This window comes from Aeromonas sp. QDB03 (genome assembly GCF_027707985.1).
Classification (GTDB): Bacteria; Pseudomonadota; Gammaproteobacteria; order Enterobacterales; family Aeromonadaceae; genus Aeromonas; species Aeromonas hydrophila.
The window spans coordinates 176,584-202,045 of sequence record NZ_JAPCJG010000004.1; the positions used below are offsets into that span (position 1 = coordinate 176,584).

Here is a 25,462-nt window from a genome sequence, read left to right on the forward strand (position 1 = left end):
TCCACGCCATAACTGCCGCGCAGACGCGACCTGACCACAGAGGCATCACATGAGCACCGACAAGCAGTATGAAGAGAAGGAGCTGAGTTGGCTCTCATTCAATGAACGGGTGTTGCAAGAGGCAATGGACAAGACGGTCCCGCTCATCGAGCGGGTCCGCTTCCTCGGGATCTTCTCCTCCAACCAGGACGAGTTCTTTAAAGTGCGGGTATCGGACGTCAAGCGCCGCATCCTGATCAACGAAGTACACGGTGGCGACGACGAGGCCAAGGTGCTGCTGCGCGCCATCCAGCAGAAGGTAATGGCGCTCGGCGAGGCGTTCGACAACACCTACAAGGAGCTGTTGATAGCGCTCGCCCGCCACAACATCTTCCTGGTCAACGAGTACCAGCTCTCCGAGTCCATCCAGCAGTGGCTGCGGGTCTTCTTCAAGGAGAAGGTGCTGCGCCACATCATCCCGATCCTGCTCAACAAGGAGGTCAACCCGGTCAAGTTCCTGAAAGACGAATACACCTATCTGGCCATCGAGATGAAGAAGAACGGTCAGGTGATCCAGTACGCGCTGGTGGAAGTACCGACCGACGATCTGCCCCGCTTCTTCCAGCTGCCGCCCGAGGGCACCCGCCGCAAGAAGCAGATCATCATCCTCGACAACGTCATCCGCTTCTGTCTCGACGAGATCTTCAAGGGCTTCTTCGACTACGACGAGATAGCCGCCTACGCGGTCAAGCTGACCCGGGATGCCGAATATGACCTCTCCGACCAGCTGGATCTGAGCCTGGTGGATAAGATGAGTGACGGCTTGAAGCAGCGTCTCACCGCCATGCCGGTGCGCTTCGTCTACGAGCGGGAGATGCCGGCGGCGATGATAAGCTTCTTGAAGCTCAAGCTGCAAATCAGCTCCTACGACGCCATCATGCCGGGCGGTCGCTATCACAATTTCAAGGATTTCATCGGCTTCCCCAACGTGGGCCGGGATTATCTGGAAAACCCCAAACTGCCGGCGCTGGATTGCCGCGATTTTGACGGCTTCGTCAATGCCTTCGACGCCATCACCAAGCAGGACATACTGCTCTACTACCCGTACCACAAGTTCCACCACTTCACCGAGCTGGTGCGCCAGGCGGCGTTCGATCCGGCGGTCAGCGCCATTCGCATCAATATCTACCGGGTGGCCAAGAAGTCGCGGATCATCCACTCCCTCATCGACGCCGCCAACAACGGCAAGAAGGTGACCGTGGTGGTGGAGCTGCGCGCCCGCTTCGACGAGGCGGCCAACATCGACTGGGCCAACATCCTGACCGATGCCGGCGTCAAGGTGGTGTTCGGGGTGCCGAGCCTCAAGATCCACTCCAAGCTCTGCCTCATCACCCGCCACGAGCAGGGTGAGGCGGTGCGCTACGCCCACATCGGCACCGGCAACTTCAACGAGAAGACCGCCAAGATCTACACCGATTTCTCCCTGCTGACCCGCCACCCGGACATCACCGCCGAGGTGGAGGGGGTGTTCGAGTACATCGAATACCCTTATCGGCGCTACAAGTTCAACCACCTGCTGGTCTCCCCCATCAACAGCCGCCGCCAGCTCTACCGGCTCATCGACAACGAACTGGCCAACGCCAAGGCGGGCCAGCCGAGCGGCATCACCCTCAAGATCAACAACCTGGTGGACAGAGACCTCATCAACCGGCTCTATGCCGCCGGTCAGGCCGGGGTGCCCATCCAGATGATCATCCGCGGCATGTGTGCCCTGCGTCCGGGTGTGCCGGGCTTGAGCGACAACATCAAAGTGATCAGCATCATCGACCGCTTCCTCGAGCACCCGCGGGTGATGGTGTTCCACAACAAGGGCAATCCCCAGCTCTATATCTCCAGCGCCGACTGGATGAGCCGCAACATCGACGGCCGCATCGAGGTGGGTACCCCCATCTATGACGAGCGGCTCAAGCAGCGCATCCTCGACATTCTCGAGCTACAACTGAGTGACACCTGCAAGGCGCGGGTCATTGATGCCGACCAGAAGAACGAGTACGTGAAGCGGGGCAACCGCCGCAAGATCCGTTCCCAGGTCGCGATTTACGACTACCTCAAACGCATAGAGTCAAACAATGGACAATAGCCTGTACGCCGCCGTGGATCTGGGCTCGAACAGCTTTCACATGGTCATCGCCCGCCTCACCGAGGGACGGCTGCAGATCGTCGATCGGATAAAAGAACGGGTGCGGCTGGCAGAGGGAATGGATAGCCAGCGCCGCATGTCTGCCGAAGCCATGACCCGGGGCCTCGACTGCCTCGCCCTGTTTGCCGAGCGGCTGACCAACATCAAGCCGGATCAGATCCGCATCGCCGGCACCTATACCCTGCGCCGTGCCAGCAACGTCCGCGAGTTCGTGAGCGAGGCGGCCAAGGTGCTCAACCACCCCATCGAGATCATCAGCGGCCAGGAAGAGGCGCGCCTCATCTATCAGGGGGTCGCCCATACCCAGCACATCGAAGGCCAGGTACTGGTGGTGGACATCGGCGGCGGCAGCACCGAGCTCATCATCGGCGAGGGCTTCGATCACAAGGCGCTCACCAGCCGCAAGATGGGGTGCGTCAGCTTCACCCAGAGCTTCTTTGCCAACGGCAAGTTGAGCGAAAAAGCCTTCAACAATGCAGTGCTGGAAGCCCAGCACCAGCTCGCCCCCATCATCAACCAGTACCGCAAGCTGGGTTGGCAGAGCTGCCTCGGCAGCTCGGGCTCGATCCGCACCGTGCGCGATGTGTTGCAGGGGGAAGAGTGGACCGATGGCGCCATCACCCTGGCCGGGCTGGAACGGCTCAAGCAGGAGATGATCCGGCACAAGCGGGTCGGCGATCTCAAGCTGGCCGGCCTCACCGAAGAACGTCAGGAGGTATTTGCCGCCGCGGTGGCCATCCTGCTCGGGCTCTTCACCTCGCTGCCCATCGAGCGGATGGACTATTCCGATGGCGCCCTGCGTGAGGGACTGCTGTACGAGTTCGAGGAGCGCCTGCAGCACCACGACATTCGCGAACGCACTGCCCTGGCGCTCTCCACCCACTATCGCATCGACAAGCGTCAGGCTGGCCGGGTCGAACAGAGCGTGCTGACCCTGTTCGATCTGCTCAGCGGCCCCTGGGAGATGCCGGAGGAGCCCTATCGCGCCATCCTCGGCTGGGCGGCGCGGCTGCACGAAATCGGCCTTGCCATCAACTACAGCGGCATTCACAAACATTCCGCCTATATCCTGCAGCACACCGACCTGCCCGGCTTCAACCAGGACGATCAGGCCCTGCTGGCCGCGCTGGTACGCTTTCACCGCAAGGGGCTCAAGCTCTCCGAGCTCCCTTCCCTGCCCAACCACGATGAACAGACGGTGCTGCGCTGCATCCGCATCCTGCGCCTCGCAGTCGCCGCCCACCACAGGCGCCAGGACAACCTGCTACCCGATTGGCATGTGCAGGCCGCCGACGATCAGCTGGTGGTCACCCTGCCACTGGACTGGTGCGACGAGAACAAATTGCTGATGCAAAATCTGGAGAAGGAGCACCGCTACTGTCAGGAGCAGGGCTGGCCACTGTTGTTCCAGCTCGGCTGACGCCGACACAGCGAGACAAAGCGGCGAAACAAAAAAGGCAGCCCGCGGGCTGCCTTTTGCATTTTCGGGATGGCGGCTTACTGCAGCTCGGGCAGCAGCAGCTTGGCGATCTCGAAGTAGATGATAAGACCGGTACCATCCACCAGGGTAGCGATGAAGGGGGCGGATACCACGGCCGGGTCGATGCGGAAGCGACGCAGCACCATGGGGATCACAGAAGCAACGGTGGCGCTCCACAGCACGATGGCGATGATGGTCAGGGTAACGACCATGCCGATCTGGGGGCCAACGCCCAGGCTCCAGGCCCGTACCCAGGCGGCCAGCGCGATGGCGGCCGAGATGAGCAGACCGGTGGAGATCTCCTTTTTCAGCACGGTGCCGAGGTTGCGCAGGCTCACCTCCCCGACCGCCATGGCTCGCACTATGGTGGTGGTGATCTGGGTACCACTGTTGCCGCCGGTACCGATCAGGAGCGGAATGAAGAAGGCCAGCGCGATGGCCGCTTCCAGCTGCTCCTCAAACGCCCGCAGCACGGTACCGGTATAGGCTTCGGCCACGAACAGGATCAGCAGCCAGCCCACCCGCTTGCGCCACAGTTGCCAGGGAGTCGCCTGCAGATAGGGAGTGTCGAGTGGCGAGGAGCCACCCTGCATCTCCGCATCCTCGGTCGATTCGAGCTCCAGGATGTCGGCGGCATCGTCCACGTGGAAGATCCCCACCAGCTTGCCCTGATCCTCGACCGGCAGGGTAGAGATGTCGCGGTCAATCAACAGGCGGGCGGCCAGTTCCTGATCCGCCCGGGCGTTGATGCGCACCGTCTCCCGGTCCATCAACTCGCTCACCGGCAGTTGCGGGTCGGCAATCAGCAGGGATTTGAGCGAGATGCTGCCAAGCAGGCGGTGGTCGTTGTTGACCACATAGAGGTTCTGGAACAGCTGGGCGTTGTCCCAGGCATCGTGGATCAGCTGCTTGGCGCTGCCCACCGTCTCCTGATCGCCAATGGCCAGGAATTCGTGGCGCATGTTGGCGCCCACCGATTCGGTCGGCCAGTCGAGCAGGGAGTAGAAGGTGGACTGTACATGCTCCGGGAAGCGGGCAAGCAGCATGGTGCGATCACTGCTGCCCAGCCGGCGCAGAATGGCCAGCATGTCGCGACGGGGCATGGCCCCCTGCAACACGCTGACGATGCTGGCATGCAGCCGCATCAGCAGACGCCCGGCACAGTCAGCAGACAGCGAACTGAGCAGCGCCGCCCCATCGGCAGTGGGCAGGGTATCGAAGATGCAGTTGAGCTCTTCCGGACGCAGGGTCAGCAGCTGATCGGCACGCTGAACCGGATCCAGGTTGTGCTCCAGCCAGCCCTGCAGGGCAGCCAGATCGAGCAGTTGATGACGATTGAGTAGAGTCTGTGTTTTCTTCATCACAAATGACCTTATGTGATTTCAGGCAAGCCTGAGCGCGAACGGTGATCCGTCGCCGTCTGAAAGAAAACAGCAATTTGATTGACGAGTAATAGGCAGGAAATGACGCCGTCCGGCGTGTCATCATCCCCACGTACCAGCTTTAGCACTGCATAACGTATCCGGTATGCCGGAAGCCACTTGGGTTTACACCTTAATCCGATGAAAACTGTCCTGATCTTGGGCGTCTCTGGACGTCGTGAGATCAGTGGCCTGTGTTTATACAGGAGCCTCGCCTAACGAGATGCTGCAAATATGCGCACAACCCTCTGTTGTGCGGGCTGCATGATTATCGAATGCTCAATAGGAGTCAACCCGTCGCAATGCGCTAAATAGCCTGTGGCAACAGCTTGTTACAATTGGCCGGCATGGGGAGTTGAATGAGGATAAACGAGCGGGAAAAACAGGGGCCAAGCGGGTAACTATCGCTCGCAGCCATCAGGGCCGCGAGCGATGGGTGACCGGTCAACGAATGTAGTCGAACAGGGTCAGCTTGCTGATCTTGCTGAAGGAGAGCTGGGTGGCGCTCAGTGCCGCATCCTCTTTTGACAAGGTGGCAATCACCTCATAGAGATCCGTTTCGGAGACCTTGGCCCTCGCCTGCTGGTTCAAGGTGCTCAGCCCTTCGTTCGAGCCCATCACCTGCTCCAGCCCGTTCATTCTGCCGCCAATCTCCCCCAGCCCCTGATCCACGTTCAGCCGGGCATTCTTCATGTGGGCGGTGGCATCCGCCACCTTCAGCTGGAAGGTATCCGGCGTGATGTTGGGATCCCGCAGCGCCGTGATGAAGTCGGACATGCCATCGAGGATGTTGTTGTTCTGGGGCGGATCCAGCACGAAGTTTTGCGCCGCCCCCCCTGCCGGCAGCGACAGGGTCAGCTCCAGTCCGTTGAAGGGTATCTTGTTGCCTGCCATATAGTCGCCGCTTTGCAGCAAGGCACCTCCGCCATCCCTGATCTCATAGGTATCCGGCGTGCCGGCGATGGTGTTCACCGTATACTGGTTGCTGGCAAGCGAAGGGTCGTAGTTGTTGCGATAGAAGCTGTCGAAGTGGCCCTGATCGGCCACCCCTACCTGAATATTGGCGCTCCCCGCGCTGCTGGTTCTGCGGGTCGGCACAATCTCGAACAGATTGAAGCCGGAATCGTTGGCAGGGATCTGCACCGTCGGCGACACCTGAATGTTGCGCTGGCCGGTATCCCCCTGAAAGACATAATTGCCGCTGGCATCCTGAATGAAGGGCTGGGTCTTGCTCTGGTTGCCGCCGAAGATATATTCGCCCTGGGAGTTCTTGCTGTTCATCAGGTCGAACATCTGCTTTTGCAGCCCCTCCAGCTCGCTGGCAATGGCCTGGCGATCCTCATAGCCCACCGCCGAGTCGTTCGCCTTCTGGATCAGGGTCTGGGCACTGGTCATGGCGGTGTTGAGGGCGGTCAGCACCGTCTCCTCGTGGCCCAGGCTGTTTTCCAGCAGGCTGCCGTTGACCCCGTACTGCTTGAAGAGATCGATCTCCTTGGTCAGCGCCAGCTTCTGGCTCATGCCGGAGGGATCTTCCCCCGCCGTCTTGAACTTGTTGCCGGTCATCAGCTGCTCATACGCCGTGCTCAGCCGCTCGTTGGCGCCGTTCAGCGAGGAGATATTGCGGTCATAGACCATGTTGGTGGTGATACGCATCGATTTACCTCACTGATGACAACAGGGTATCGAAAATGGTCTTGGCGGTGCTGACGATCTGGGCGGAGGCGGCATAGGACTGCTGATAACGGATCAGGTTGGCCGCTTCCTCTTCCAGGCTGACGCCGGAGACACTCTCGAAAATCCCCCTGCTCTGGGTCAATTTCGTTTCGTCTGCCTTGAGCTGGCTCTTGGCCTGGCTGGCGGTATTGCCCACCCCGGTCACCAGACTGGAGTAAGCCTCGTTGAAGGTCATCTTGTCGTTGCTGGTGCCGGCGTTGCTGCTCTTGCGCACCAGATCCTTGTTCTGCAGATCCGCCAGAGCCAGCCCGTTGGCGTTGTCGGCAAAGCCGTCGGTGTTATAGCTGAGGGTAAAGCTGTCCTTGGCCTCCACCTTGCCGGTAATGCTGAACTCGTACCCCGGAGTCTGGGCCGGGGTGGCGTAGACCTTGGGCCCACCCAGTGGACTCTCGAGGGCAGCCATCAGGTTCTGTCCCTTGCTGGAAGCGGGGGCTACCCCAATCAACGTGGTACCGTCCGCCGCATAGACCTCATAGTTGCCGCTGCCGTCTATCTTCACTATCTGAGGTGAGGCCGGATTCAGACTGTTGATACCAAAGCCTGAGCCGGCACCGGTATTGGTAATGCCATTGAGCTTGATCTCGCCCGAACCGAAGTTGTTCTTGCCTTTATCGGCCTTGAGCGGCGATGCCAGCGCCAGATCTTCGGCCCGGGTAGCCAGCTGACCCAAGCCGGCGGCTGCCCGCTTGGTCGGCTGCAGCAGGATCCTATCCCCCGCCGCCGGGGTACCGGAGAGATCGATCTGGATACCGTGACCCGCCACCTGCACCGTGGCGGGCGGCGTGGTACCTGTGGTCAACGAAGTGCGGTTGCCATCCTTGTCCACCGAAAACACCTCGTAACCGGTGGCGCTGCTGAACTGCACTTCGTAATCAAAGGTAGTCACTTCCGTGCCCTTGCCGGGCACGAAGCTCACCTTGGCGGCACCACTGCCGGTGTTCTGGCTGTAGGTCAGACCATCGCTCGAGCCAAGAGAGAAGAGATCCCCCCCCAGTTCGTTGTCCAGATCCATCCCCAACCGGTTTTGCTGGTTCATGGCATCGGCCATGGCGGCTGCCAATTGACCTAGCTCGCACTTGGCCGGCTCCAGATCGTTGCGGGCGGAGAAGAGACCACCGAGACCGCCACCAATATCCTTGTTGTTCAGGGTGATCTTGTTGGGGTCCATGACCAGCTGCAACTCGGACTCACGGGCATCGGGATTGCCCGGCACCACGCTGAGCTGGGCAACGCTGCCGTTGAGCACCAAGGAGTGGCCGGTGCTCATGTTGACCAGCATGCTGCCGTTGGCCTGCGGCACGGTACGGATCTCCATCTTCTCGGAGAGCTGGCGAATGGCCTCGTCGCGCTGGTCGAACAGCATCAGGTTCTCTTCCGGCGTGCCCTGGGTGCGAATGATGGCCTGGTTCAGATCGTTGATGCTGTTGATCAGGCTGTTCACCCGCTTGGCTTCATCGCCGATGGTGGTGTTGATGGTGTCGGTCTGCTTGTCCAGCTGGGCCGACAGGGTGTGAAAGCGGTTCACCATGCCACTCAGCCCGCTCAAGGTGGTCTTGCGGCCGGAGATGTCGGCAGGCGCTTCGTTGGCAGTATGGAAGCCCTCGAAATAGGAGCTGATGGCGGCGCCGACGCTGTTGCTGGTGTCACCCAGCAGGCTGTCGGTGTTGGCGAGTTGCTGATAACGGGTGGAAGAGGCATAGAAGGCGGACGTGTCGCGTCTGACCTCTCCCTGGGCATAGGCGTTGATGACCCGCTCGGTCAGCATGTCGCCGGTACCCAGTCCGTTGGCATTGGTATAGATCAGGGTCCGTTCACGCACATAGCCTTGGCTATTGACGTTGACGATGTTGTTACTGGTGGTCTGCAGCAGTCGCTGCTGGGCCATCACACCCGAGGTACCAATTCCAAGCAGATCGCTTGCCATGACTTACAGCTCCATTTCTGTATTGTTGGTCGCGGAGTAGCCGGCAATGGCATCACTGCGCAATACCTGTTTCAGTTTCCTGGCATAGTGCGGGTCGGTGGCGTATCCAGCCTGTTGCAAGGCTTCGAAATAACGGTCCGGACTGTCCACCTTGGCCAGGGCTCCCTTGTAGCGGGAACCCGAGGTCAGGAAATCGACATAGTCGTTGAAGCTCTCCTCGAACGACTCGTAGGAGCGAAACGCCGCCTTCTGGCGCGATGCCACTCCTTTCTCGTATTCCAGAGTGCTGACCACCGTCTTGGGCCCTTCCCAGCGCGGATCGGCCTTGATGCCGAACAGGTTGTGGGTCACCTGCCCCTCCCCGTTCTTGATCACCCGCTTGCCCCAGCCGCTTTCCAGCGCCGCCTGGGCTACCAGCACTGCCGGGCTCAATCCCAGCTTGTCGGCCGCCTTCTTGGCCAACGGCATCAGCCGGTTGACAAACTCTTCAGGGGTGTCAAACACCTGTGTCGTTTCATCGAGCGCCTTGGCACCGCGAATGCCGTGTCCCACTTGCGCAGGCCCCATCGGCGGTATGGTGCGGCGACTGCGATGAGCCGTTGCCAAAGGCTGCACATCGCCACTCATCTCCTTGTCAGCAAAATCTTTGCCAACTTTTGAAGCTGAGATGAGATCGTTGGCGGCCGAGGTGGGGGGTTGATAGGGTTTATAGACCCGCTCCGTACGCTGCGGCATCTTGAGCACCCGCCCGTCGTGATGGGTAAAGGTCTCCGGCGAGAGCTGCTTGGCCACCATGGCAGCCAGACCGATGCCACCCTTGCTCGACATGTCGGCGACCCGCTGCTCATCCAGCATCCCCTCGTAGAACTGGGTGTAGCTGCTGTTGAAGGGGCTGTCCTGGGTCAATACCTGGTTGGCCTGGCGCATACTCTGGAACAGGGTCTGGGTAAAAATGGACTCAAACTGGCGAGACGCCGCCATGAGCGCATCCGCCTTGCCCTCCTTGCTCTGGCTCAGCTGGCGCAGGCGATCCAGGTTCTGGATATCCTGCACCATGCCCAGATTCACGCCGCTGTTGGTATCTAACTCTGCCATTTTGCTTACCTCATTGCCGCCCGTGGCAACCCCTTGCCGCTTTATTACAGTATGACCAGCTGGCCTTCGATGGCGCCGGCCTGTTGCAGCGCCTCCAGGATCGCCATCAGATCGCCGGGAGCCACCCCGACCTGATTCACTGCCCGCACCAGATCATCCAGGGTGGCCCCGGTATCCAGCTTGAACATGCGTCCCTGCTCCTGCTGCACGTTGATGGTGGAGTTGTTGGTGACCGCCGTCTGCCCGCCGGAGAGAGGATTGGGCTGGGACACCTGCTGATTTTCCGCGATGGTGACCGTCAAGCCGCCGTGACTGATGGCCGCCGGCTTGAGCCGCACCTGGCTGCCGATGACAATGGTGCCGGTCCGGGAGTTGACGATGATCTTGGCTGCCTCGCTGGCCGGATCCACCTCCAGGTTCTCGATGGTGGCGAGGTAGGAGACGCGCTGGCCCGGGTCCCGCGGTGCATAGACCTTGACCGAGGTAGCATCGAGCGCCTGCGCCGTGTTGGGGCCGACCAGATCGTTGACCACGTCCGCCAGCCGGCGCGCCGTGGTGAAATCGGGGCGGTTCAGGTTGAAGGTGATGGTATCCCCCTGGCTGAAGGAATTCGGGACTTCCCGCTCCACGGTCGCTCCGTTGGCGATGCGGCCCACGGTCGGGGTATTGATCACCACCTTGGAGCCGTCAGCCCCCTCGGCACCCAGCCCGCCAACCACCAGACTGCCCTGCGCCACCGCATAGACCCGGCCATCCAGCCCCTTGAGGAAGCTTTGCAGCAGGGTGCCGCCGCGCAGGCTCTTGGCCTCGCCGATAGCCGACACGGTGACGTCTATGGTCTGGCCCGGCTTGGCAAACGGCGGCAGATCCGCATGAATGGCCACCGGCGCCACGTCCTTGATCTTGGGCTTGATGTTGTCCGGCACCTTGATGCCGAAATTGTTCAGCATGGTGCGAAAGGTCTGCTCGGTGAAGGCGTTGCTCTTCTCACCCGTGCCCGGCAGACCGACCACCAGACCGTAGCCGATCAGCTGGTTGCTACGTACCCCTTCCACCGAGCTGATGTCCTTGATCCGGGAGGCATGGGCTATCCCCAGGGGTAACAGGCAGCAGAACAGGGCAACAAGACGGAGCGACTTCATAACACCTCCTAGAGCGGCCACCAGGGGCCATTGAAAAAGCTGGTGAGCCACCCCTGTTCCTGGGTATTGGCCAGATCGCCGGTGCCACCGTAATGGATGCGCGCATTGGCCACCTTCTGGGATGAGACACTGTTGTCGGTGGTCACATCCTCGGGGCGGATCATGCCGGTGATCCGGATATATTCGTTGCCGTTGTTGAGCATGATCCACTTCTCGCCGCGCACCAGCAGGTTGCCGTTGGGCAGAACCTTGGCCACGCTGACGGAGATGTTGCCCTGCAGGCTGTTGCTCTGATCCGCCTTGGCCTGCCCCTTGAAGGCGCCGTTCTGGCTGAGGGAGGCCGACAGATCATAGGGGCCGGCGGTCACCGGCACACCGCCCAACACAGCCGGATTCATGGTGAATTTATTATCCTTGCCGCTCTGGGTATTGGCCTTCTTGGAGGCGGAAGTGGACTCGGCCAGCTCGATGGTGATGATGTCGCCCACCTTGTGCGCCTTGATGTCCGAATAGATGCCGTTGACCTGATCGGGCTGGAAGATAGCACCGGTCGGTCTGACCGAAACCGGCTCCGACTCCCCGTAGACGGGGGCAAACTCGGGATCATCGGGCTTGGCGGTATTGGGCGTGCTGCTGCAGCCCCCCAACGCCAGCAGTCCCAGCATCCATATGGCTTTCATCATGCGCCTCCTACTTATGTGCGCTGGATCAGGAAGGACATCATGCCATCCACCGCCGAGAGAACCTTGGAGTTCATCTCGTACACCCGCTGGGCCTGGATCAGGTTCACCAGCTCTTCGGTCACGTTGACGTTGGAGGTCTCCAGCATGCCCTGCTTGATCACCCCCAGTCCGTCCGTCCCGGCGACACCCTGCACCGGCGCACCGCTGGACTGGGTCTCGACGAACATGTTCTCGCCCATGGGCTGCAGGCCCGAGGCGTTGACGAAGTCAGTAGTGTTGATCTGCCCCACCACCTGGGAGGCGCCATCCCCTTTGAGCTGCACCGACACCTGGCCATCCTCGCCAATCGTCACGCTCTGGGCGTTCTCCGGGATCTGGATCTCTGGCTGCAACGGATAGCCGTTGCCCGGTGTGACGATGGTCCCTTCGCTGTTGAGGGTGAACTGGCCGTTACGGGTATAGGCCGCACTGCCATCGGGCAACTGGATCTCGAAGTAGCCACGACCGCTTATCATCAGATCCAGCGAGTTGTCCGTGGTTTGCACGTTGCCCTGGCTGTGGTTCTTCTGGGTGGCCACTACCTTGGCACCCGCCCCCAGCATCAGGCCGGAAGGGCGCTCGGTGTCGGCCGATGAACGGCCACCGGGCTGGTTGATGTTTTGATAGAGCAAGTCCTCGAAGATGGCCCGGGATTTTTTGTAACCCACGGTGCTGGCGTTCGCCAGGTTGTTCGAGGTAACCGAGATGTTGGTCTGCTGTGCATCCAAGCCGGTCTTGCTGATCCAGAGTGCAGGGTTCATGTAAAACTCCTTGGTTAGCTGATACGCAGCAGCTGGGTTTGAGCCTCGTCATTCTCTTCCGCGGTCTTCATTATTTTGACCTGGGTTTCAAACTGACGTTGCAACCGAATAAGGTTGGTCATTTCATCGACCACGTTGACGTTGCTCCCCTCGAGGGAGCCGGCGATAAGGCCGACAGTGGCCGATGCCGCTTCATTCTGGCCATCCTTGCGACGGAACAGGCCGTCCTGCCCCTTCTCCACCGCATCCACCGCCGGATTGACCAGTTTGATGCGCTGGAAATTCTCCGGCAGGTTGGCGGCGGCCCCTTCCGGACGGCCACTGATGGTGCCGTCCCGGTTGATTTCAATTTTCTCCATCGGCAGCGGCAGCACGATGGGCTGACCGCCATCGTCCACCACGTTCAACCCGGTGGAGGTTTGCAGGTTGCCGGTCGCGCTCAGCTGCAGATTACCCATGCGGGTATAGGCTTCGCCGCCCTTGGGATCCTGCACCGCAATCCAGCCCTGGCCGTCGACGGCAACGTCAAGATCCCGACCCGTGGTCATCAGCATGCCATGCTGCAGGTTCTGGCCTGGCCGCTCCGCCATGGCGAACACCCGGGTGGGCAGCCCCTCGCCAAACGCCTGCATGCTGCGCGCCTGCTCGAAGTCGGACTTGAAGCCGGTGGTATTGGCGTTGGCCAGGTTGTTGCTTCGAACAGCCAGGCTGTTCATGCTCTCCTTGGCGCCCGACATGGCGATGTATAGCAGGTGATCCATGGGATCCTCCGTCAAACTGATGACTCTGACAGAGGAACTGCAATTTGAATGCCAATCCCCATTACCTCGGGTCGCCAAGGCGGCAAATACCCATGAAAAAGGGCGCCGAAGCGCCCTTTGTTAACAAGAGGATGATTAGCGGATCTGCAGTATGGTTTGCTGCAGGGAGCTGTTCACTTCCAGCGAACGGGAGTTGGCCTGGAAGTTGCGCTGCGCGGTGATGAGGTTGACCAGCTGGGAGGTCAAATCCACGTTGGATTGCTCCAGCGCAGAGGACTTGATGCTGCCCAAGGTGCCCGAGTTGGGGGTGCCGGGCAGCGCATCGCCAGACAGCAGAGACTGGCGCCAGGAGGTATCACCGACCTGGGTCAATCCTTGCGAGTTGGCGAATTTGGCAAGTGCCACCATGGCAACCTTCAACGTGGTCGCATTGCTGTAGGTCGCCGACACAATGCCGTCCGGCGTAATCTCGACCTTGGTCAGGTTACCAACGGTGGCACCATCCTGAGTCAGTTTGGTGACGTTGAAAGGCGAGCTGTATTGAGTCACATCACCGAGACGGATCTCCAATGTCTGGGTGGGATCGGCACCGTTGTTGATGATCCCGGCCGTCGTGCCAAGAGCGACGGTTTTGATCGGGTCAACTGGAACAGTCAGCGTGGGATCCAGTTTGCCACCGGAGGTAAACGTCATCTTCACGCCTGTGGGGATACCTGCAGCCGGGCTGGGTGAACCACCAGCGATATCGATGGGCTTGTTCCCTTCATACATGTACATGCTCCAGGTACCCGGTGTCAGCGGTGTTCCCGGGGCAGCCGGATCCTCATGGCGGACAAAATATTTGGTGATCACATGGGGGGCACCAAGCGAATCATATATCGTCACCGAGGTTGAATGGGCAAAGGTGGCCGAGTTGGTCGGATCAAACGCAGCCGGTGACGTTGGTTTGGTTTTCGACTCGATACTCAGGTTGAAACTGGCTTCCACCAGCTCGGTCATTTTTGGCTCACCCGCCCGATCCGGTATCTGAATCGGTTTGGTGGCGTTGATGCTGACCGCCTTGGGCGTCCCATCCGTGTTGATTTCATAACCTTGCAGATAGTTGCCCTGATTGTTGACCATATAGCTGTTTTCATTCAGCTTGAAGGCACCGGCTCGGGTAAAGGTACGATCCAGGTTGGTCAGACCGTCCGACGTCACGAAGAAGCCGTTGCCCTGAATGGACAAATCAAGGGCGTTGTTGGTGAACTGCAGCGCCCCCTGGTGGAACTGCTGTGCCACCGCCCCCGTTGCCACACCATTGCCGACCTGGGTCTTGGCATTGACGAAGATGGAGTTGGCGTATACGTCTGCAAACTCGGCACGAGACTCTTTAAAGCCCGTGGTATTGACGTTGGCAATGTTGTTGGCGGTAACGTTCAGATCTTTTTGTGCCGCGTTGACACCGCTCAAGGCATTGTTAAATGACATATCCAGCTCCTTAGATCGATGCTGTTGGCGTGGGGGTTGATGGTGTTTTCACCGTACCTGCAATCTGCAAGATACTGTTCAGGCTTGTTGTACCGAGGCCTTTCAAATTGAGTTGAGTCGGATTGCTTGCCGTACCCAGGATCACGCTGTCGACCTTGCCATAGGCAAAGATCGGGACACTCTCCGACTTCCCGTCCACGGTACCGTTTGCCTTGAGGGTGTATTTGCCCTCTTTGGCCGGGTTTCCGTCCTTGTCCTTGCCATCCCATACAATTTCGACGTTGCCCTTCTGGTCACCTTCCAGGGGAAACTCCTTGATGACCTGCCCGCTTTCGTCTTCGATGGTGATCTTGACGTTCGAATACTTGTTTTCTGTACCCACAGCGACCACGCCTGGCAAAGAACCGTCTTTTTCCAGGTAACCGACATTGCTCTGCAGCAAGACGTTTTGTCCCACCAGCGCCGAGGCTTGCAGCGCCTGACTGGAGGTCATCAGGCTATTGAGGCTGCCAATCTGGTTGGAGAGGCTGCTGATCCCCTGTGACGTCGACATGGAGGTCATCTGGGAAAGCATCTGGGCGTTGTCCACCGGTTTGAACGGATCCTGATAGGAGAGCTGCATGGTCAGCAGCTTCAGGAACGACTCCTGATCCAGCTCCTTCTTGGGCGTCGATGTCGTGCCCGTGGTCTGGGTGGTCGTGCGGCCGATGCCGTTCACGCCACTGGTTGTATCTGCCATCTATGCGTCCCCCTGTCAGGACTTGCCGAGGTTGAGCGTCTGCTGCAGCATCTTTTTGGCAGAGTCTGCAACCTGCACATTGGTTTGATAGCTGCGCGAGGCGTTGATCATGTCAGCCATCTCTTCCACCATGTTGACGTTGGGCTTGAAGATGAAGCCGTCTTTATCCGCCATGGGGTGGTTGGGGTTGTACTCCTTGAGCAAGGGGGCCTCGCTCTCGACAATCCCCTTTACTTCAACCCCGGCCGACGCCTGCTTGTCCGACATGGCCTGATCCAGCTGGGCGGCAAAAATTGGCCGCCTGGCATGGTAAGTTTTTTCCACGCTGGAGCTGACGCTGTCGGCGTTGGCCATGTTGCTGGCTACCGTGTTGAGGCGAACAGACTGTGCACTCATGGCCGAGCCTGCAATGTCAAAGACCTTGAACAAACTCATCACTGTTCTCCTTTCAAGGCCTTCAGCAGGCCGCTGATCTTGCTGTTCATAAATTCAAGGGAGGTCTGGTATTCAAGGCTGTTGCGCAAAAACTCGCTGCGCTCCTGCTGCACGTCGACCGTGTTGCCATCACCGGTATCGGGCTGCAGGGGATTGCGATATTGCGTAACACCTGGGGCATCCATCTGCAGGGCGAAATGCTTCTCACTGGTCGTGGCAAGGCCAAAGCCCTGTTGTTGCTGGGCCTCTTCCAATGCTTGCGAGAAGTTGATGTCCCGAGCCTTGAAGCCCGGCGTGTCCGCGTTGGCAATGTTGCTGGACAACACCTCTGCACGCTTGGAGCGAACGCTCAGCGTGTATTGATGAATACCAAATGCCTTGTCGAATGAAATTGCCATAGCACACCTCCTGCTTGATAAATTGTTAGCAAGAGGTGTGCCAAAGAGGGATTTAAGCGGGGATCATTTAACCTTGTAGACGATGCCGGGGTTGCACCGGATCATCTCGAACCTGTCGGTCAACCCGGCCAGCGACTCGGAAGCCCCCAGCATCAGATAGCCGCCGGGATTGAGGCTGGCAGCAAACTGGTTGAGGATCTTGGATTTCACTTCCGGTGCAAAATAGATGAGCACGTTGCGACAGAAGATGATGTCGAACTTGCCAAGCAGGCTGTAACTTTCCAGCAGGTTCAATGGCCGGAAGGTGGTCAATTTTCTGACACGCTCCACCACCCGCATCTTGTTGTCGCCGTAAGGTTCGAAGAACAGCTTCTTGCGCTCGGGCGACAGACCGCGAGCCAGCGCCAGACTGTCGTACACCCCTTCCTTGCACTGGTTCAGCATGGTGCTGGAAATATCAGTCCCGACGATCTGCACCCCACCAGGCAAGGTGCCCGGTTTTTTGACCTGCTGTTCCAGGGCCGTCATGGCAATGGAGTAGGGCTCCTGCCCAGAAGAGGAGGCAGCAGACCAGATCTTGATCGGTCGACCACTTTTGCCGAGCTCGGGAAATATCTTGTCCGTCAGCAGCTGGAAGGGGTAGGTATCGCGAAACCACAGGGTTTCATTGGTAGTCATGGCATCAACCACTGCCATTTTCAGGTCACGCTCACGCACACTCATCGCTCGAGTAACCAGATCAGACAGACTCTCAATACCAAACTGAGTCATCAAGGGTGAAAGCCGACTCTTGACCAGATACTGTTTGTTGTCACCCAGCACGATTCCGCTCTGTACCGCCAGAAAATTGCTGAATTGTTTGTATAAGTCGTCCGAAAGTGTCTTCATGCAGTTTGTTCTTCTTGATTAGAGTGCGCCTTGTACGGCCTTGGCCAATTCATCCGGCTGGAATTTGGCAATGAAATTGTTCGCACCAACTTTCTGCACCATGGCCTGATTGAACACCCCACTGAGGGATGTGTGCAGAATAACATGTAAGTCCTTGAGATTGGGATTGTTGCGGATCTCGGCGGTAAAAGTATAACCATCCATTTCCGGCATCTCGATGTCCGAAATCACCAAGGCGATCTGATCCTTGATGGGACCGTTTTTGGACATTTCCAGCAACATGTTGAGCGCTTCACGCCCATCCTTGGCCAATACGCACTGCACGCCGATGGCTTCGAGAGCACGCTGTACCTGCTTGCGAGCCACGGAAGAGTCATCAGCCACCAACACCGGACGTCCCAGAGTCGGATGTTCCACGCTGGCTTCCACCAGCTCTTTGCTGACCTCGGTCGATACCGGCGAGATTTCGTTGAGAATGCGTTCCACGTCCAGTATCTCGACCAACTCACCGTCGACCTCGGTCACTGCCGTCATATAGTTGATGCGCCCCGCCCCTTTCGGCGGCGGCAGGATGGATTCCCAGTTCATGTTGATGATGCGCTCGACCGAGTGCACCAGGAAGCCCTGAATGGAGCGGTTGTATTCGGAGATGATGATGAAGCACTTGGTCAGATCTTCGATCGGACGCTTGCCCATCGCCATGCTGAGGTCAATCACCGAGATGGTCTGGCCGCGGATATGGGCCACCCCACGAATGCAGGAGTTGAGCTTGGGCATGACAGTCAAGGGAGGACACTGCAACACTTCACGTACCTTGAATACGTTGATGCCAAATCTTTGACGTCCGTTGAGGCGAAACAACAATAACTCCAGCCGGTTTTGCCCAACTAACTGGGTACGTTGGTTGACCGAGTCCAGGATACTGGCCATAAACACTCCCTAAAAACGCTTGGCATTAATCATGCATGCGTGTTGGCTTGCGTCAGACTATCGATGTCACTGCGAACGAATTCTGAAGCAAGCATAGTTAAATATGGTGATATACGTGAACAACTTATCGGCCAGCGAGCGAAAATGATTAGTAGACTTTTCCTCACCTTACTGCTGTTTTGCGGCATTTCTCACGCCACGGCATCCGAGGTGACCAGTTACTTGCAAGAAAAGGCGCAGGATTTTGTGCTCGGCCAGCTCGATGTCCCGCTCGATGCTCAGGTACAGGTGCAGGCAGCCTCCATAGATGAACGCCTGCCTTTGAGTCGCTGCGACGAACATCTTGCCATCACGCTGCCGGCCAAGATGGAGATCCGTCGCAATACCACCGTCTACCTCAAGTGCGAGGAAGAGAAGCCCTGGGATCTCTACCTGCCGGTGCGGGTCAGCATACAGAAGCCTTATGTGACCGTCTCCACCCCGGTGGCCAAGGGCGATATTCTGAGCGAAGGCGTGCTGACACAGGCCTATCAGGATCAGACCCTGATCCGCGGCGACTATCTCAGCGATACCACGGCTCTCATTGGCGTGCGCAGCAAACGTGAGCTCAAGCCAGGCCAGCCTATCCGGCTCAGTCAGGTCTGCGTGGTCTGCAAGGGCGATCAGGTAACCCTCAGCGCAGAAAATAGCAGCATGCAAATCAAAACCATGGCCCGAGCCTTGCAAGATGGCAGCTTCGGAGACATGATCAGGCTCGTCAATATCCGCTCAGGCAAAACGGTGCAGGGTAAAGTCAACGCTGTTGGCTCCGTGGTGGTCACCTTCTGAGTGTTTTTCAGATCACTTTTTTTCTAAAGTTATGGCGATGACCACCGATAAACAGGTAAGCGAACAGCAAAGCAGACGAAGGTAAACACTATGGCTATTAACAATATCAACAACTTGGCGAACAACCGGTTGCAAAATACCGGGAGCAGCCAGGGTGCCAATACCAAACCAGCGACCTCGTCCCCCGATAACCGTGCGGCGACCGTCAAGACCGACTCCGTCTCCTTGACCAGCGAGGCGCAGCAATTGCAACAGATGCAGAAGAACCTCAATTCAGCCTCCACCGGCAATGAAAGCCGGGTCGAGAGCCTGAAGAAAGCCGTGGCCAATGGTGAATATCAGGTCAACAGCGAAGCTGTGGCCAAGAAGATGTTCAGCTTCGAATCCAACCTCGACAAGTTGCTGGGATAATGGATTTACCTTCGCTGCTGCACACTCAAGACGACTACCTCTCCCAGATGCAAGGCTTGCTGGAGGAGGAGTTCAACCTGCTCAAGCAGCACCAGGCGCTGGCGCTGCCCGAGCTGGCAGAGCGCAAGCAGAAGTTGCTTGCCGATATTGAAGAGCTGGACAAGGCCATGGCGCTGCTGCCAGACCTGAAACAGCAACTGAATGCCTACCCCGAGCAGATGCGCACCCTGCGTGAGAAACTCGATGCCTGCCAGGAACAGAACGATCTGAACGGGCGCCTGCTCGAGCTCAGCATCGTCTCCAACCGCCGGCTGGCCAGCTATCTGAGCAAGCTGCGGGATCGCAACTCCCTGACCTATGACGCCAAGGGCAATACCCGCTCCGGTACCCGCTCCATCGGCATCAAGGCCTGACTTCCCCGTTATGACGGCTGGCTGCTCCGCAGCACGAGCATCCCAACCCCCTATCTTTTACAGTTCCAGCCGCAACAGCACTTCACTGTCCGCACAGGCGTGAATACCGAGCACCCCATCCTCGTAACGGCCATAACTTGCCGCCAGATTGCCGCGTGGAAAACAGATGGATCCCGGGTTCATCAGCACCAGCTCCCCTTCGCGCTGCAACACGGGCAAATGGGTGTGACCGCTGATGAACAGGCTGCCGGCAGGCAGCGGCACCTCTGCAGGCCGATAGAGATGGCCGTGGCTGACAAACCAGCGCCGACCATCCACCAGCATCTGGTTGTAAGGGGCTGTGATGGGGAAATCCAGCAGCATCTGATCCACTTCCGAATCACAGTTGCCCCGCACTGCCATGATGCGGGAAGCCAGCGTGTTGAGTCGCTCGGCCACGGCCGCAGGGGCATAGCCCGGTGGCACCGGGTTGCGCGGGCCGTGGTTGAGCAGATCGCCGAGCAGCAGGTAGTGATCCGGCTGCCAGGGGGCAAGCTGGTCCAGCACCCGCTCCAGCGCACTCAGGCTGCCGTGCAGGTCGGAAAGAATGGCAATTTTCATGGCAAGCTCCTTACTGCTGGCTGAAGTAGAGATCCTTGGTAGCGATCGCCCCCTTGAGGTTCTGCACCGGCAGGCCGCGCAGGGTGGGATCCACCAGCCGCATCTGGTTGTAGTGATAGACGGGAATGGCCGGCATCTCGTCCATCAGCAGCTGCTCGGCCTGGTGGTAGAGCCCGGTCCGCGCATTGCCATCCAGGGTATCAGCCGCCTGCTGCAGCAAGCCGTCGAAGGTCGGGTTGCAGTAACCACTCTCGTTCTGGGGATCCTGGCAGCGGAAGCTGTTGAGCATGGCGGAGGGCTCCACGTAATCCCCGAACAAGAAGGAGCGGGCCAGCATGAAATCACCGCTGTCTTTGGCCACCTGATAGGCATTCCACTCCATGTTGTTGAGCGTCACTTCAACCCCCAGCGGCTTCCACATGGACGCGACCGCCAGCGCCAGCTTCTTGTGATTCTCCGAGGTGTTGTAGGTGAGCGTCAGCTTGAGAGGGTGCTGACTGTCATAGCCCGCCTGGGCCAGCAGTGCTGCCGCCTTGGCCAACCGGGTCGGCTGATCCTGCAGGGCCAGGGGGGAGCTCAGCGCCTCGTAGCCCGGCATGCCGGGCAGCAGCGACCAGGCGGCCTGCTCTCCCTGCCCGCTGACCTTCTCGGTCAACAGGTGCCGATCGATGGTCATGGCCAGCGCCTGGCGTACCCGCACGTCCTGCAGCTCGGGGCGGCGCAGGTTGAAGGTGTAGAGGTAGGTACCCAATAGCGGCAGTCCCCAGATCCGCTCGGGGGTCGCCTCCTTGGTCTTCTGGTAATACTCCAGCGCCACCTTGTTGGTGAGCTGTATCTCCCCCGCCTCGTAGCGCAGCCGTTCGGCATGCTGGGAGACGAGCGGCAGGTAGGTCACCCGCTGGATCCGGGTGTGGGCATCATCCCAGTACTGGACGTTGCGCTCGGCCTCGATACGCTCATTGGGCACCCAGTTCACCAGCTTGTAGGCGCCATTGCTCACCAGCTTGCCGGGCTGGGTCCACTGCTTGCCGAACTGGCTGACCGCTTTCTGGTTGACCGGCACGAAGGGACGCTGGCTTATCAGCTGCAGGAAGTAGGGCACCGGCCGCTCCAGCGTCACTTTGAGGATCTGGTCGCTTTCCGCCTCCACCCCCAGGGTGTTGAGATCGAGCGCACCGGCGTAGATGGACTGGGCATTGTTGATGCCGGTCGCCAGCAGCAGGCCGGCTGAGGGCGAGGCCTGGGCCGGATCCAGCAGACGGCGCCAGGCATAAACAAAATCGGCGGCGGTGAGCGCGTCACCATTGGACCACTTGAGCTGGGGGCGCAGGAAGAAACGCCAGACCAGCCCGTCCTCGCTGGTCTCCCAGCGCTGGGCCTGGGCCGGCACGATCCTCCCCTGCCCATCTTCGCTAACCAGCCCCTCGAACAGATCCACCAACACCACTTCACCGGGAAAACCGGAGCGGATCTGGGCCGGATCGAGGGACTCGGGTTCGGCGCCATTGCCCTTGACCAGGGTCTGACGATCAGACAGCGCAGGCTCCTGGGATACCGTGGTCGCTTGCAGCGGCGGCGCCAGCAGCAGACCCAGCAGCAAGGGGGAGAGCCAGCGACGGGCTGGCCGGGAAGCGGGGCACAAAACCATGACATAAACCTCGTTCAAAACACTTATTTCAAGAAGGGGGAAGGCCGGCGGCGCGCCTGAATACGAATGCATGATGCCGCGCTTGTTATCCCCGAAGACGCCCCGTATTGTATCGGGCTTGCCCAAGAGATGGAGTCTCTCGGGCTATTTTTTTCCGTAGTTTTTTATGAGGTGCGAGCGGTTGTCGCCTGCGTCCTGCATCTGGCTACATTTTCAGGAGTTTTTATGGGGTACGAGTGGCTGGCACTGGCAGCAGCCAGTTTATGGGCGGTAGCTGCCCTTATCTCCGTCAAACCGGCGCGCCACCTGGGGGCTTTTGCCTATAGCCGCTGGCGCATGTTGCTGGTCAGCCTGATGCTGGGGTCGGCCAGTCTGGCCACCGGTGGCTGGCAGACCCTGACCCAGAGCGCCCTGCCCCTGCTGGCACTGTCGGGCTTGATCGGCATCTTCGTTGGCGACACCGCCCTGTTTGCCTGCATGAACCGGCTGGGGCCAAGACGCAGCGGCCTGCTGTTCTCCTGCCATGCCCTCTTCTCCGCCCTGCTCGGCCTCTGGCTGTTTGGTGAGCAGCTCGGTGGCTGGCGACTGGTGGGGGCCATGCTGGTCTTTGCCGGTGTCATGCTGGCCATCCTGTTCGGCCGCCGTGGCAATGCTCAGCAGAGCGAATGGGAACAGGTGCGCGGCCATCTCGTCATCGGCATCGGTCTGGGCCTGACCGCCGCCTTCTGCCAGAGCCTGGGTGCCATCATCGCCAAACCAGTGATGATGAGTGGCACCGTGGATGCGATCAGCGCCTCCGGCATCCGCATGGGCAGCGCCCTGCTGGCCCACTGCACCCTGCGGGTGCTGAGAGTACCACTGTCATTGCCGCACAACCCCATCAACCGCCAGGTATTGGGGATGATCGGCATCAACGGCTTTCTGGCGATGGCCATGGGCATGACGCTGATCCTGGTCGCCTTGCGCCAGGGGGACGTCGGCATGGTGGCGATCCTCTCCTCCACCACGCCGGTGATCCTGTTGCCACTGCTGTGGTGGCACTCGGGTCAGCGCCCTTCCCTGGCGGCCTGGGCCGGCGCCCTGCTGGCGACCCTGGGCACCACGCTGGTACTGGGAGCCAGCGGACACTGATTCCCGAAGGGTCAGAACCGGGCGATCTCGTCGGCAGTCAGCTCGCGATATTCGCCCGGTGCCAGCTCTTCATCCAGCGTCAAGTCACCCACCCGCTCCCGGTGCAGTCCCACCACCTTGTTGCCGATGGCGGCAAACATCCGCTTCACCTGATGGTACTTGCCCTCATGGATGGTCAGACGCGCCTCACACTCTCCCAGGATCTCCAGCTGGGCCGGCCGGGTCTTCTCGGTCTCGCTGCGCAGCAACACCCCTTCGGCAAACAGCGCGATGGCATCCGGGCTGACCGGGTCGGCCAGCCAGACGTGGTAGGTCTTGGCACACTCGTGGCGGGGAGAGGTGATGCGATGGGACCACTGACCGTCATCGGTCACCAGCACCAGACCGGTGGTGTCGAGATCGAGCCGCCCCACCACGTGCAGCTTGCCCATGGCCGGCTCATCCATCAGGAAGAACACGGTGGGGTGATCCGGGTCTTCGTTGGAGCAGACATACCCTTCCGGCTTGTGCAGCATGAAGTAGCGGTTGCGCTGATCCAGGGTCAGGGTGACACCGTCAAATTCCACCTGGCTCTGCTCGTTGATGTGGAAGGCGGGCTGCTTGACCACGATACCGTCCACCATCACCTCTCCCTGCCGGATCAGTTTGCCCGCCAGCGAGCGGGTCAAGTCGGAACAATCGCAAAGAAATTTATCGAGCCGCATGCACAACCTCAGAGTCCATCAAGAAAGGGGCGTCATTATATCGGCCGGGGCCGACAACTCCAGCACTAAGCGCCACGGCAGCCACGCATGTCGCCATGACGAACCGGGGCGCCGGTGTTAGACTGCCAACAGAGGGCCTAACGTTACGCATAATAATAAAGTTCAGGAAGCCGTATGAAGTCGCAAACACCTCATCCCGTTATTCCCGTCAACCAGCTGCAACCCGGCATGTACGTGATCGCCATCATCAGCCAGACCGGCGGCATGGAGATTGCCCAGATGGGGCTGGTGACCACCCGCCAGCAGATTAACGATCTGGTCAAGCGCGGCGTACTCACGGTGCGGGTCGATCTTGCCCGCAGCAAACTGCCCGGCATCGAGCAGGTCATCTCCCCCGACCCGGCCATCTCCCCGGCCAGCACCCAGCGTTCCTCCGGCAGCGGCAACGGCGAGGGGCGCGAGCTCAAGATCCGCCGGCTTTATCAGGAGGCCCGCGAGCTGCAGGGCAAGTTCATCCGCCACCTCAAGGCGGGAGAGCCCATCGACATCACGCCGCTGGCGGCGGTCGCCGAGGAGATGGTGGACACCATGTTCACCCACGGTGACGCCATGCTCTGCCTGGCCCGCATTCGCGCCAAGGATGCCTACCTGATGGAGCACTCGATGAACGTCGCCATCCTGCTGGCGAACTTCGGCCGCTATCTGGACCTGGATCGCAGTGTGCTCAAGGAGCTGACCCTGGGCGGCCTGCTGCACGACGTGGGCAAGATCATGACCCCGGACGAGGTGCTCAACAAGCCGGGCAAGCTCACCGACGAGGAGTTCGCCGTCATGCGCCAGCACGTGGTGCACAGCTACGAGATCCTGAGCAACACCCCCGGCATCACCGCCACCATGCTGGAGGTGGCCGCCAACCATCACGAACGGCTCGACGGCACCGGTTACCCGCAGCGACTCAAAGGCGAGCAGCTCTCGCTCTATACCCGCATGAGCGGCATCGTCGATGTCTATGACGCCGTTACGGCGGATCGGGTCTACAAGCAGGGGATGCAGCCGACCCAGGCCTTTCGTATTCTGCTCAAGGGGATCAACCACCACTTCGATGCCGAACTGGTCACCAAGTTCATCAAGTGCATGGGGGTCTATCCGGTGGGTACGCTGGTGCAGCTCTCCAACCAGCGGCTGGCCATCGTCATGCAGCGCAATCCCCATGAGCCGCTCAAACCGGTGGTGAAGGTGATCTATCACGGGGCCCAGCGCCACTACCTCGAGGTGCAGTGGCTGGATCTGGCCAAGAACGGGGTGCAGGAAACCATCGAGAGCACGGTCGATCCCAAGGAGTTCGGCATCAACCTCGCCAACTTCGTCTAGTCGGCATCTCCCTCCCGCAACCGCTCGGCGCAGTGCTGGATGAGAAACTCCTCATCCAGCGGCGACAGATCGAAGCGGATGCAGGCCTCTTCGATGGCCCGGATGTCGTGTTGATGGTGCTCGCTGAGCCAGCGCACGGCGCGGCGCAGATCTTCACCATGGGGCAGCAGGGTATGGTCGCTCATGGGGCACCTCCGATCAGCCATCGATAGTGGCCCGTCACAGCGGGCCCTCTCTTCTAGCTTAGCCCGCCTGCCGCCCCTTCATCCTGCCTTCA

Annotated in this window: 25 protein-coding genes and 1 riboswitch; of the genes, 7 read left to right on the forward strand and 18 right to left on the reverse strand. The window is 59.7% G+C overall.

Going from position 1 to position 25,462, the window contains the following annotated elements:
• The first annotated feature begins 49 nt into the window (after positions 1–49).
• The gene (gene ppk1 / locus PG900_RS12255) at positions 50–2,119 is read left to right on the forward strand and encodes a polyphosphate kinase 1 (RefSeq protein WP_219253510.1); all 2,070 of its coding nucleotides are present in this window, start codon (positions 50–52) and stop codon (positions 2,117–2,119) included.
• Positions 2,109–3,599, forward strand: a complete 1,491-nt coding sequence (ppx, locus tag PG900_RS12260) for an exopolyphosphatase (protein ID WP_270831527.1) — start codon at positions 2,109–2,111, stop codon at positions 3,597–3,599. Before ppk1 ends, ppx begins: the two co-directional genes overlap by 11 nt.
• 77 nt (positions 3,600–3,676) lie before the next feature.
• On the opposite strand, the gene mgtE is transcribed toward ppx, so the two are convergent.
• From mgtE to PG900_RS12330, 14 genes are all read right to left on the reverse strand, one after another.
• Complete coding sequence (gene mgtE, locus PG900_RS12265) at positions 3,677–5,020, reverse strand: magnesium transporter (protein WP_270800226.1); 1,344 nt, start codon at positions 5,018–5,020, stop codon at positions 3,677–3,679.
• A gap of 120 nt (positions 5,021–5,140) precedes the next feature.
• Positions 5,141–5,310: riboswitch (M-box (ykoK) riboswitch) on the reverse strand.
• A gap of 214 nt (positions 5,311–5,524) precedes the next feature.
• A complete protein-coding gene (gene flgL / locus PG900_RS12270; RefSeq protein ID WP_270831528.1) occupies positions 5,525–6,733 on the reverse strand; it encodes a flagellar hook-associated protein FlgL in 1,209 nt (402 codons plus the stop codon).
• 4 nt (positions 6,734–6,737) lie between these two features.
• Positions 6,738–8,738, reverse strand: a complete 2,001-nt coding sequence (locus PG900_RS12275) for a FlgK family flagellar hook-associated protein (protein WP_270800222.1) — start codon at positions 8,736–8,738, stop codon at positions 6,738–6,740.
• A gap of 3 nt (positions 8,739–8,741) precedes the next feature.
• Positions 8,742–9,833, reverse strand: a complete 1,092-nt coding sequence (gene flgJ, locus PG900_RS12280) for a flagellar assembly peptidoglycan hydrolase FlgJ (RefSeq protein WP_024944830.1) — start codon at positions 9,831–9,833, stop codon at positions 8,742–8,744.
• Positions 9,834–9,877: 44 nt separating this feature from the next.
• Complete coding sequence (locus PG900_RS12285; protein ID WP_043163375.1) at positions 9,878–10,975, reverse strand: flagellar basal body P-ring protein FlgI; 1,098 nt, start codon at positions 10,973–10,975, stop codon at positions 9,878–9,880.
• A gap of 8 nt (positions 10,976–10,983) precedes the next feature.
• Positions 10,984–11,655, reverse strand: a complete 672-nt coding sequence (gene flgH, locus PG900_RS12290; protein ID WP_011706638.1) for a flagellar basal body L-ring protein FlgH — start codon at positions 11,653–11,655, stop codon at positions 10,984–10,986.
• 14 nt (positions 11,656–11,669) lie between these two features.
• Positions 11,670–12,458 carry a flagellar basal-body rod protein FlgG gene (flgG, locus tag PG900_RS12295; protein WP_011706639.1) on the reverse strand — a complete coding sequence of 263 codons (789 nt, stop codon included), beginning with the start codon at positions 12,456–12,458 and terminating at the stop codon, positions 11,670–11,672.
• Positions 12,459–12,472: 14 nt separating this feature from the next.
• Positions 12,473–13,219 carry a flagellar basal-body rod protein FlgF gene (flgF, locus tag PG900_RS12300; protein ID WP_011706640.1) on the reverse strand — a complete coding sequence of 249 codons (747 nt, stop codon included), beginning with the start codon at positions 13,217–13,219 and terminating at the stop codon, positions 12,473–12,475.
• A gap of 135 nt (positions 13,220–13,354) precedes the next feature.
• Complete coding sequence (flgE, locus tag PG900_RS12305; RefSeq protein ID WP_016351321.1) at positions 13,355–14,689, reverse strand: flagellar hook protein FlgE; 1,335 nt, start codon at positions 14,687–14,689, stop codon at positions 13,355–13,357.
• 10 nt (positions 14,690–14,699) lie between these two features.
• Entirely contained in the window at positions 14,700–15,428 is a 729-nt protein-coding gene (locus PG900_RS12310) for a flagellar hook assembly protein FlgD (RefSeq protein ID WP_011706642.1), read from the reverse strand.
• Positions 15,429–15,443: 15 nt separating this feature from the next.
• Positions 15,444–15,863 (reverse strand): flagellar basal body rod protein FlgC, encoded by a 420-nt coding sequence (gene flgC / locus PG900_RS12315; protein ID WP_011706643.1) that lies wholly within the window; start codon positions 15,861–15,863, stop codon positions 15,444–15,446.
• Positions 15,863–16,261, reverse strand: coding sequence for a flagellar basal body rod protein FlgB (gene flgB / locus PG900_RS12320; protein WP_011706644.1), 399 nt, complete (start codon positions 16,259–16,261; stop codon positions 15,863–15,865). Before flgB ends, flgC begins: the two co-directional genes overlap by 1 nt.
• Before the next feature lie 63 nt (positions 16,262–16,324).
• Entirely contained in the window at positions 16,325–17,149 is an 825-nt protein-coding gene (locus PG900_RS12325; protein ID WP_011706645.1) for a CheR family methyltransferase, read from the reverse strand.
• Between the two features lie 18 nt (positions 17,150–17,167).
• Positions 17,168–18,079 carry a chemotaxis protein CheV gene (locus tag PG900_RS12330; RefSeq protein ID WP_011706646.1) on the reverse strand — a complete coding sequence of 304 codons (912 nt, stop codon included), beginning with the start codon at positions 18,077–18,079 and terminating at the stop codon, positions 17,168–17,170.
• Positions 18,080–18,301: 222 nt separating this feature from the next.
• Between PG900_RS12330 and flgA the strand changes: the two genes are divergently transcribed.
• The 3 genes from flgA (at position 18,302) to PG900_RS12345 (ending at position 19,731) form a co-directional block, all read left to right on the forward strand.
• Positions 18,302–18,907 carry a flagellar basal body P-ring formation chaperone FlgA gene (gene flgA / locus PG900_RS12335; RefSeq protein WP_016351323.1) on the forward strand — a complete coding sequence of 202 codons (606 nt, stop codon included), beginning with the start codon at positions 18,302–18,304 and terminating at the stop codon, positions 18,905–18,907.
• Positions 18,908–18,997: 90 nt separating this feature from the next.
• A complete protein-coding gene (gene flgM, locus PG900_RS12340) occupies positions 18,998–19,318 on the forward strand; it encodes a flagellar biosynthesis anti-sigma factor FlgM (RefSeq protein ID WP_011706648.1) in 321 nt (106 codons plus the stop codon).
• Positions 19,318–19,731, forward strand: coding sequence for a flagella synthesis protein FlgN (locus PG900_RS12345; RefSeq protein ID WP_011706649.1), 414 nt, complete (start codon positions 19,318–19,320; stop codon positions 19,729–19,731). The genes flgM and PG900_RS12345 overlap by 1 nt, the downstream gene beginning before the upstream one ends.
• Before the next feature lie 57 nt (positions 19,732–19,788).
• On the opposite strand, the gene yfcE is transcribed toward PG900_RS12345, so the two are convergent.
• Entirely contained in the window at positions 19,789–20,331 is a 543-nt protein-coding gene (gene yfcE, locus PG900_RS12350) for a phosphodiesterase (protein ID WP_073350892.1), read from the reverse strand.
• Between the two features lie 10 nt (positions 20,332–20,341).
• A complete protein-coding gene (locus tag PG900_RS12355; RefSeq protein WP_201905171.1) occupies positions 20,342–21,979 on the reverse strand; it encodes a peptide ABC transporter substrate-binding protein in 1,638 nt (545 codons plus the stop codon).
• Between the two features lie 225 nt (positions 21,980–22,204).
• On the opposite strand from PG900_RS12355, the gene PG900_RS12360 reads away from it, so the two are divergent.
• Entirely contained in the window at positions 22,205–23,110 is a 906-nt protein-coding gene (locus PG900_RS12360; protein ID WP_270831529.1) for a DMT family transporter, read from the forward strand.
• 11 nt (positions 23,111–23,121) lie between these two features.
• Here PG900_RS12360 and rsuA read toward each other — a convergent pair whose 3' ends face one another.
• Positions 23,122–23,814 carry a 16S rRNA pseudouridine(516) synthase RsuA gene (rsuA, locus tag PG900_RS12365; protein ID WP_016351327.1) on the reverse strand — a complete coding sequence of 231 codons (693 nt, stop codon included), beginning with the start codon at positions 23,812–23,814 and terminating at the stop codon, positions 23,122–23,124.
• Positions 23,815–23,988: 174 nt separating this feature from the next.
• On the opposite strand from rsuA, the gene PG900_RS12370 reads away from it, so the two are divergent.
• Entirely contained in the window at positions 23,989–25,185 is a 1,197-nt protein-coding gene (locus PG900_RS12370; protein ID WP_270831530.1) for an HD-GYP domain-containing protein, read from the forward strand.
• Here the strand turns inward: PG900_RS12370 and PG900_RS12375 are convergent.
• Positions 25,182–25,370 (reverse strand): hypothetical protein, encoded by a 189-nt coding sequence (locus PG900_RS12375; RefSeq protein ID WP_024942451.1) that lies wholly within the window; start codon positions 25,368–25,370, stop codon positions 25,182–25,184. The two genes, PG900_RS12370 and PG900_RS12375, sit on opposite strands and share 4 nt — an antisense overlap.
• Between the last annotated feature and the right edge of the window lie 92 nt (positions 25,371–25,462).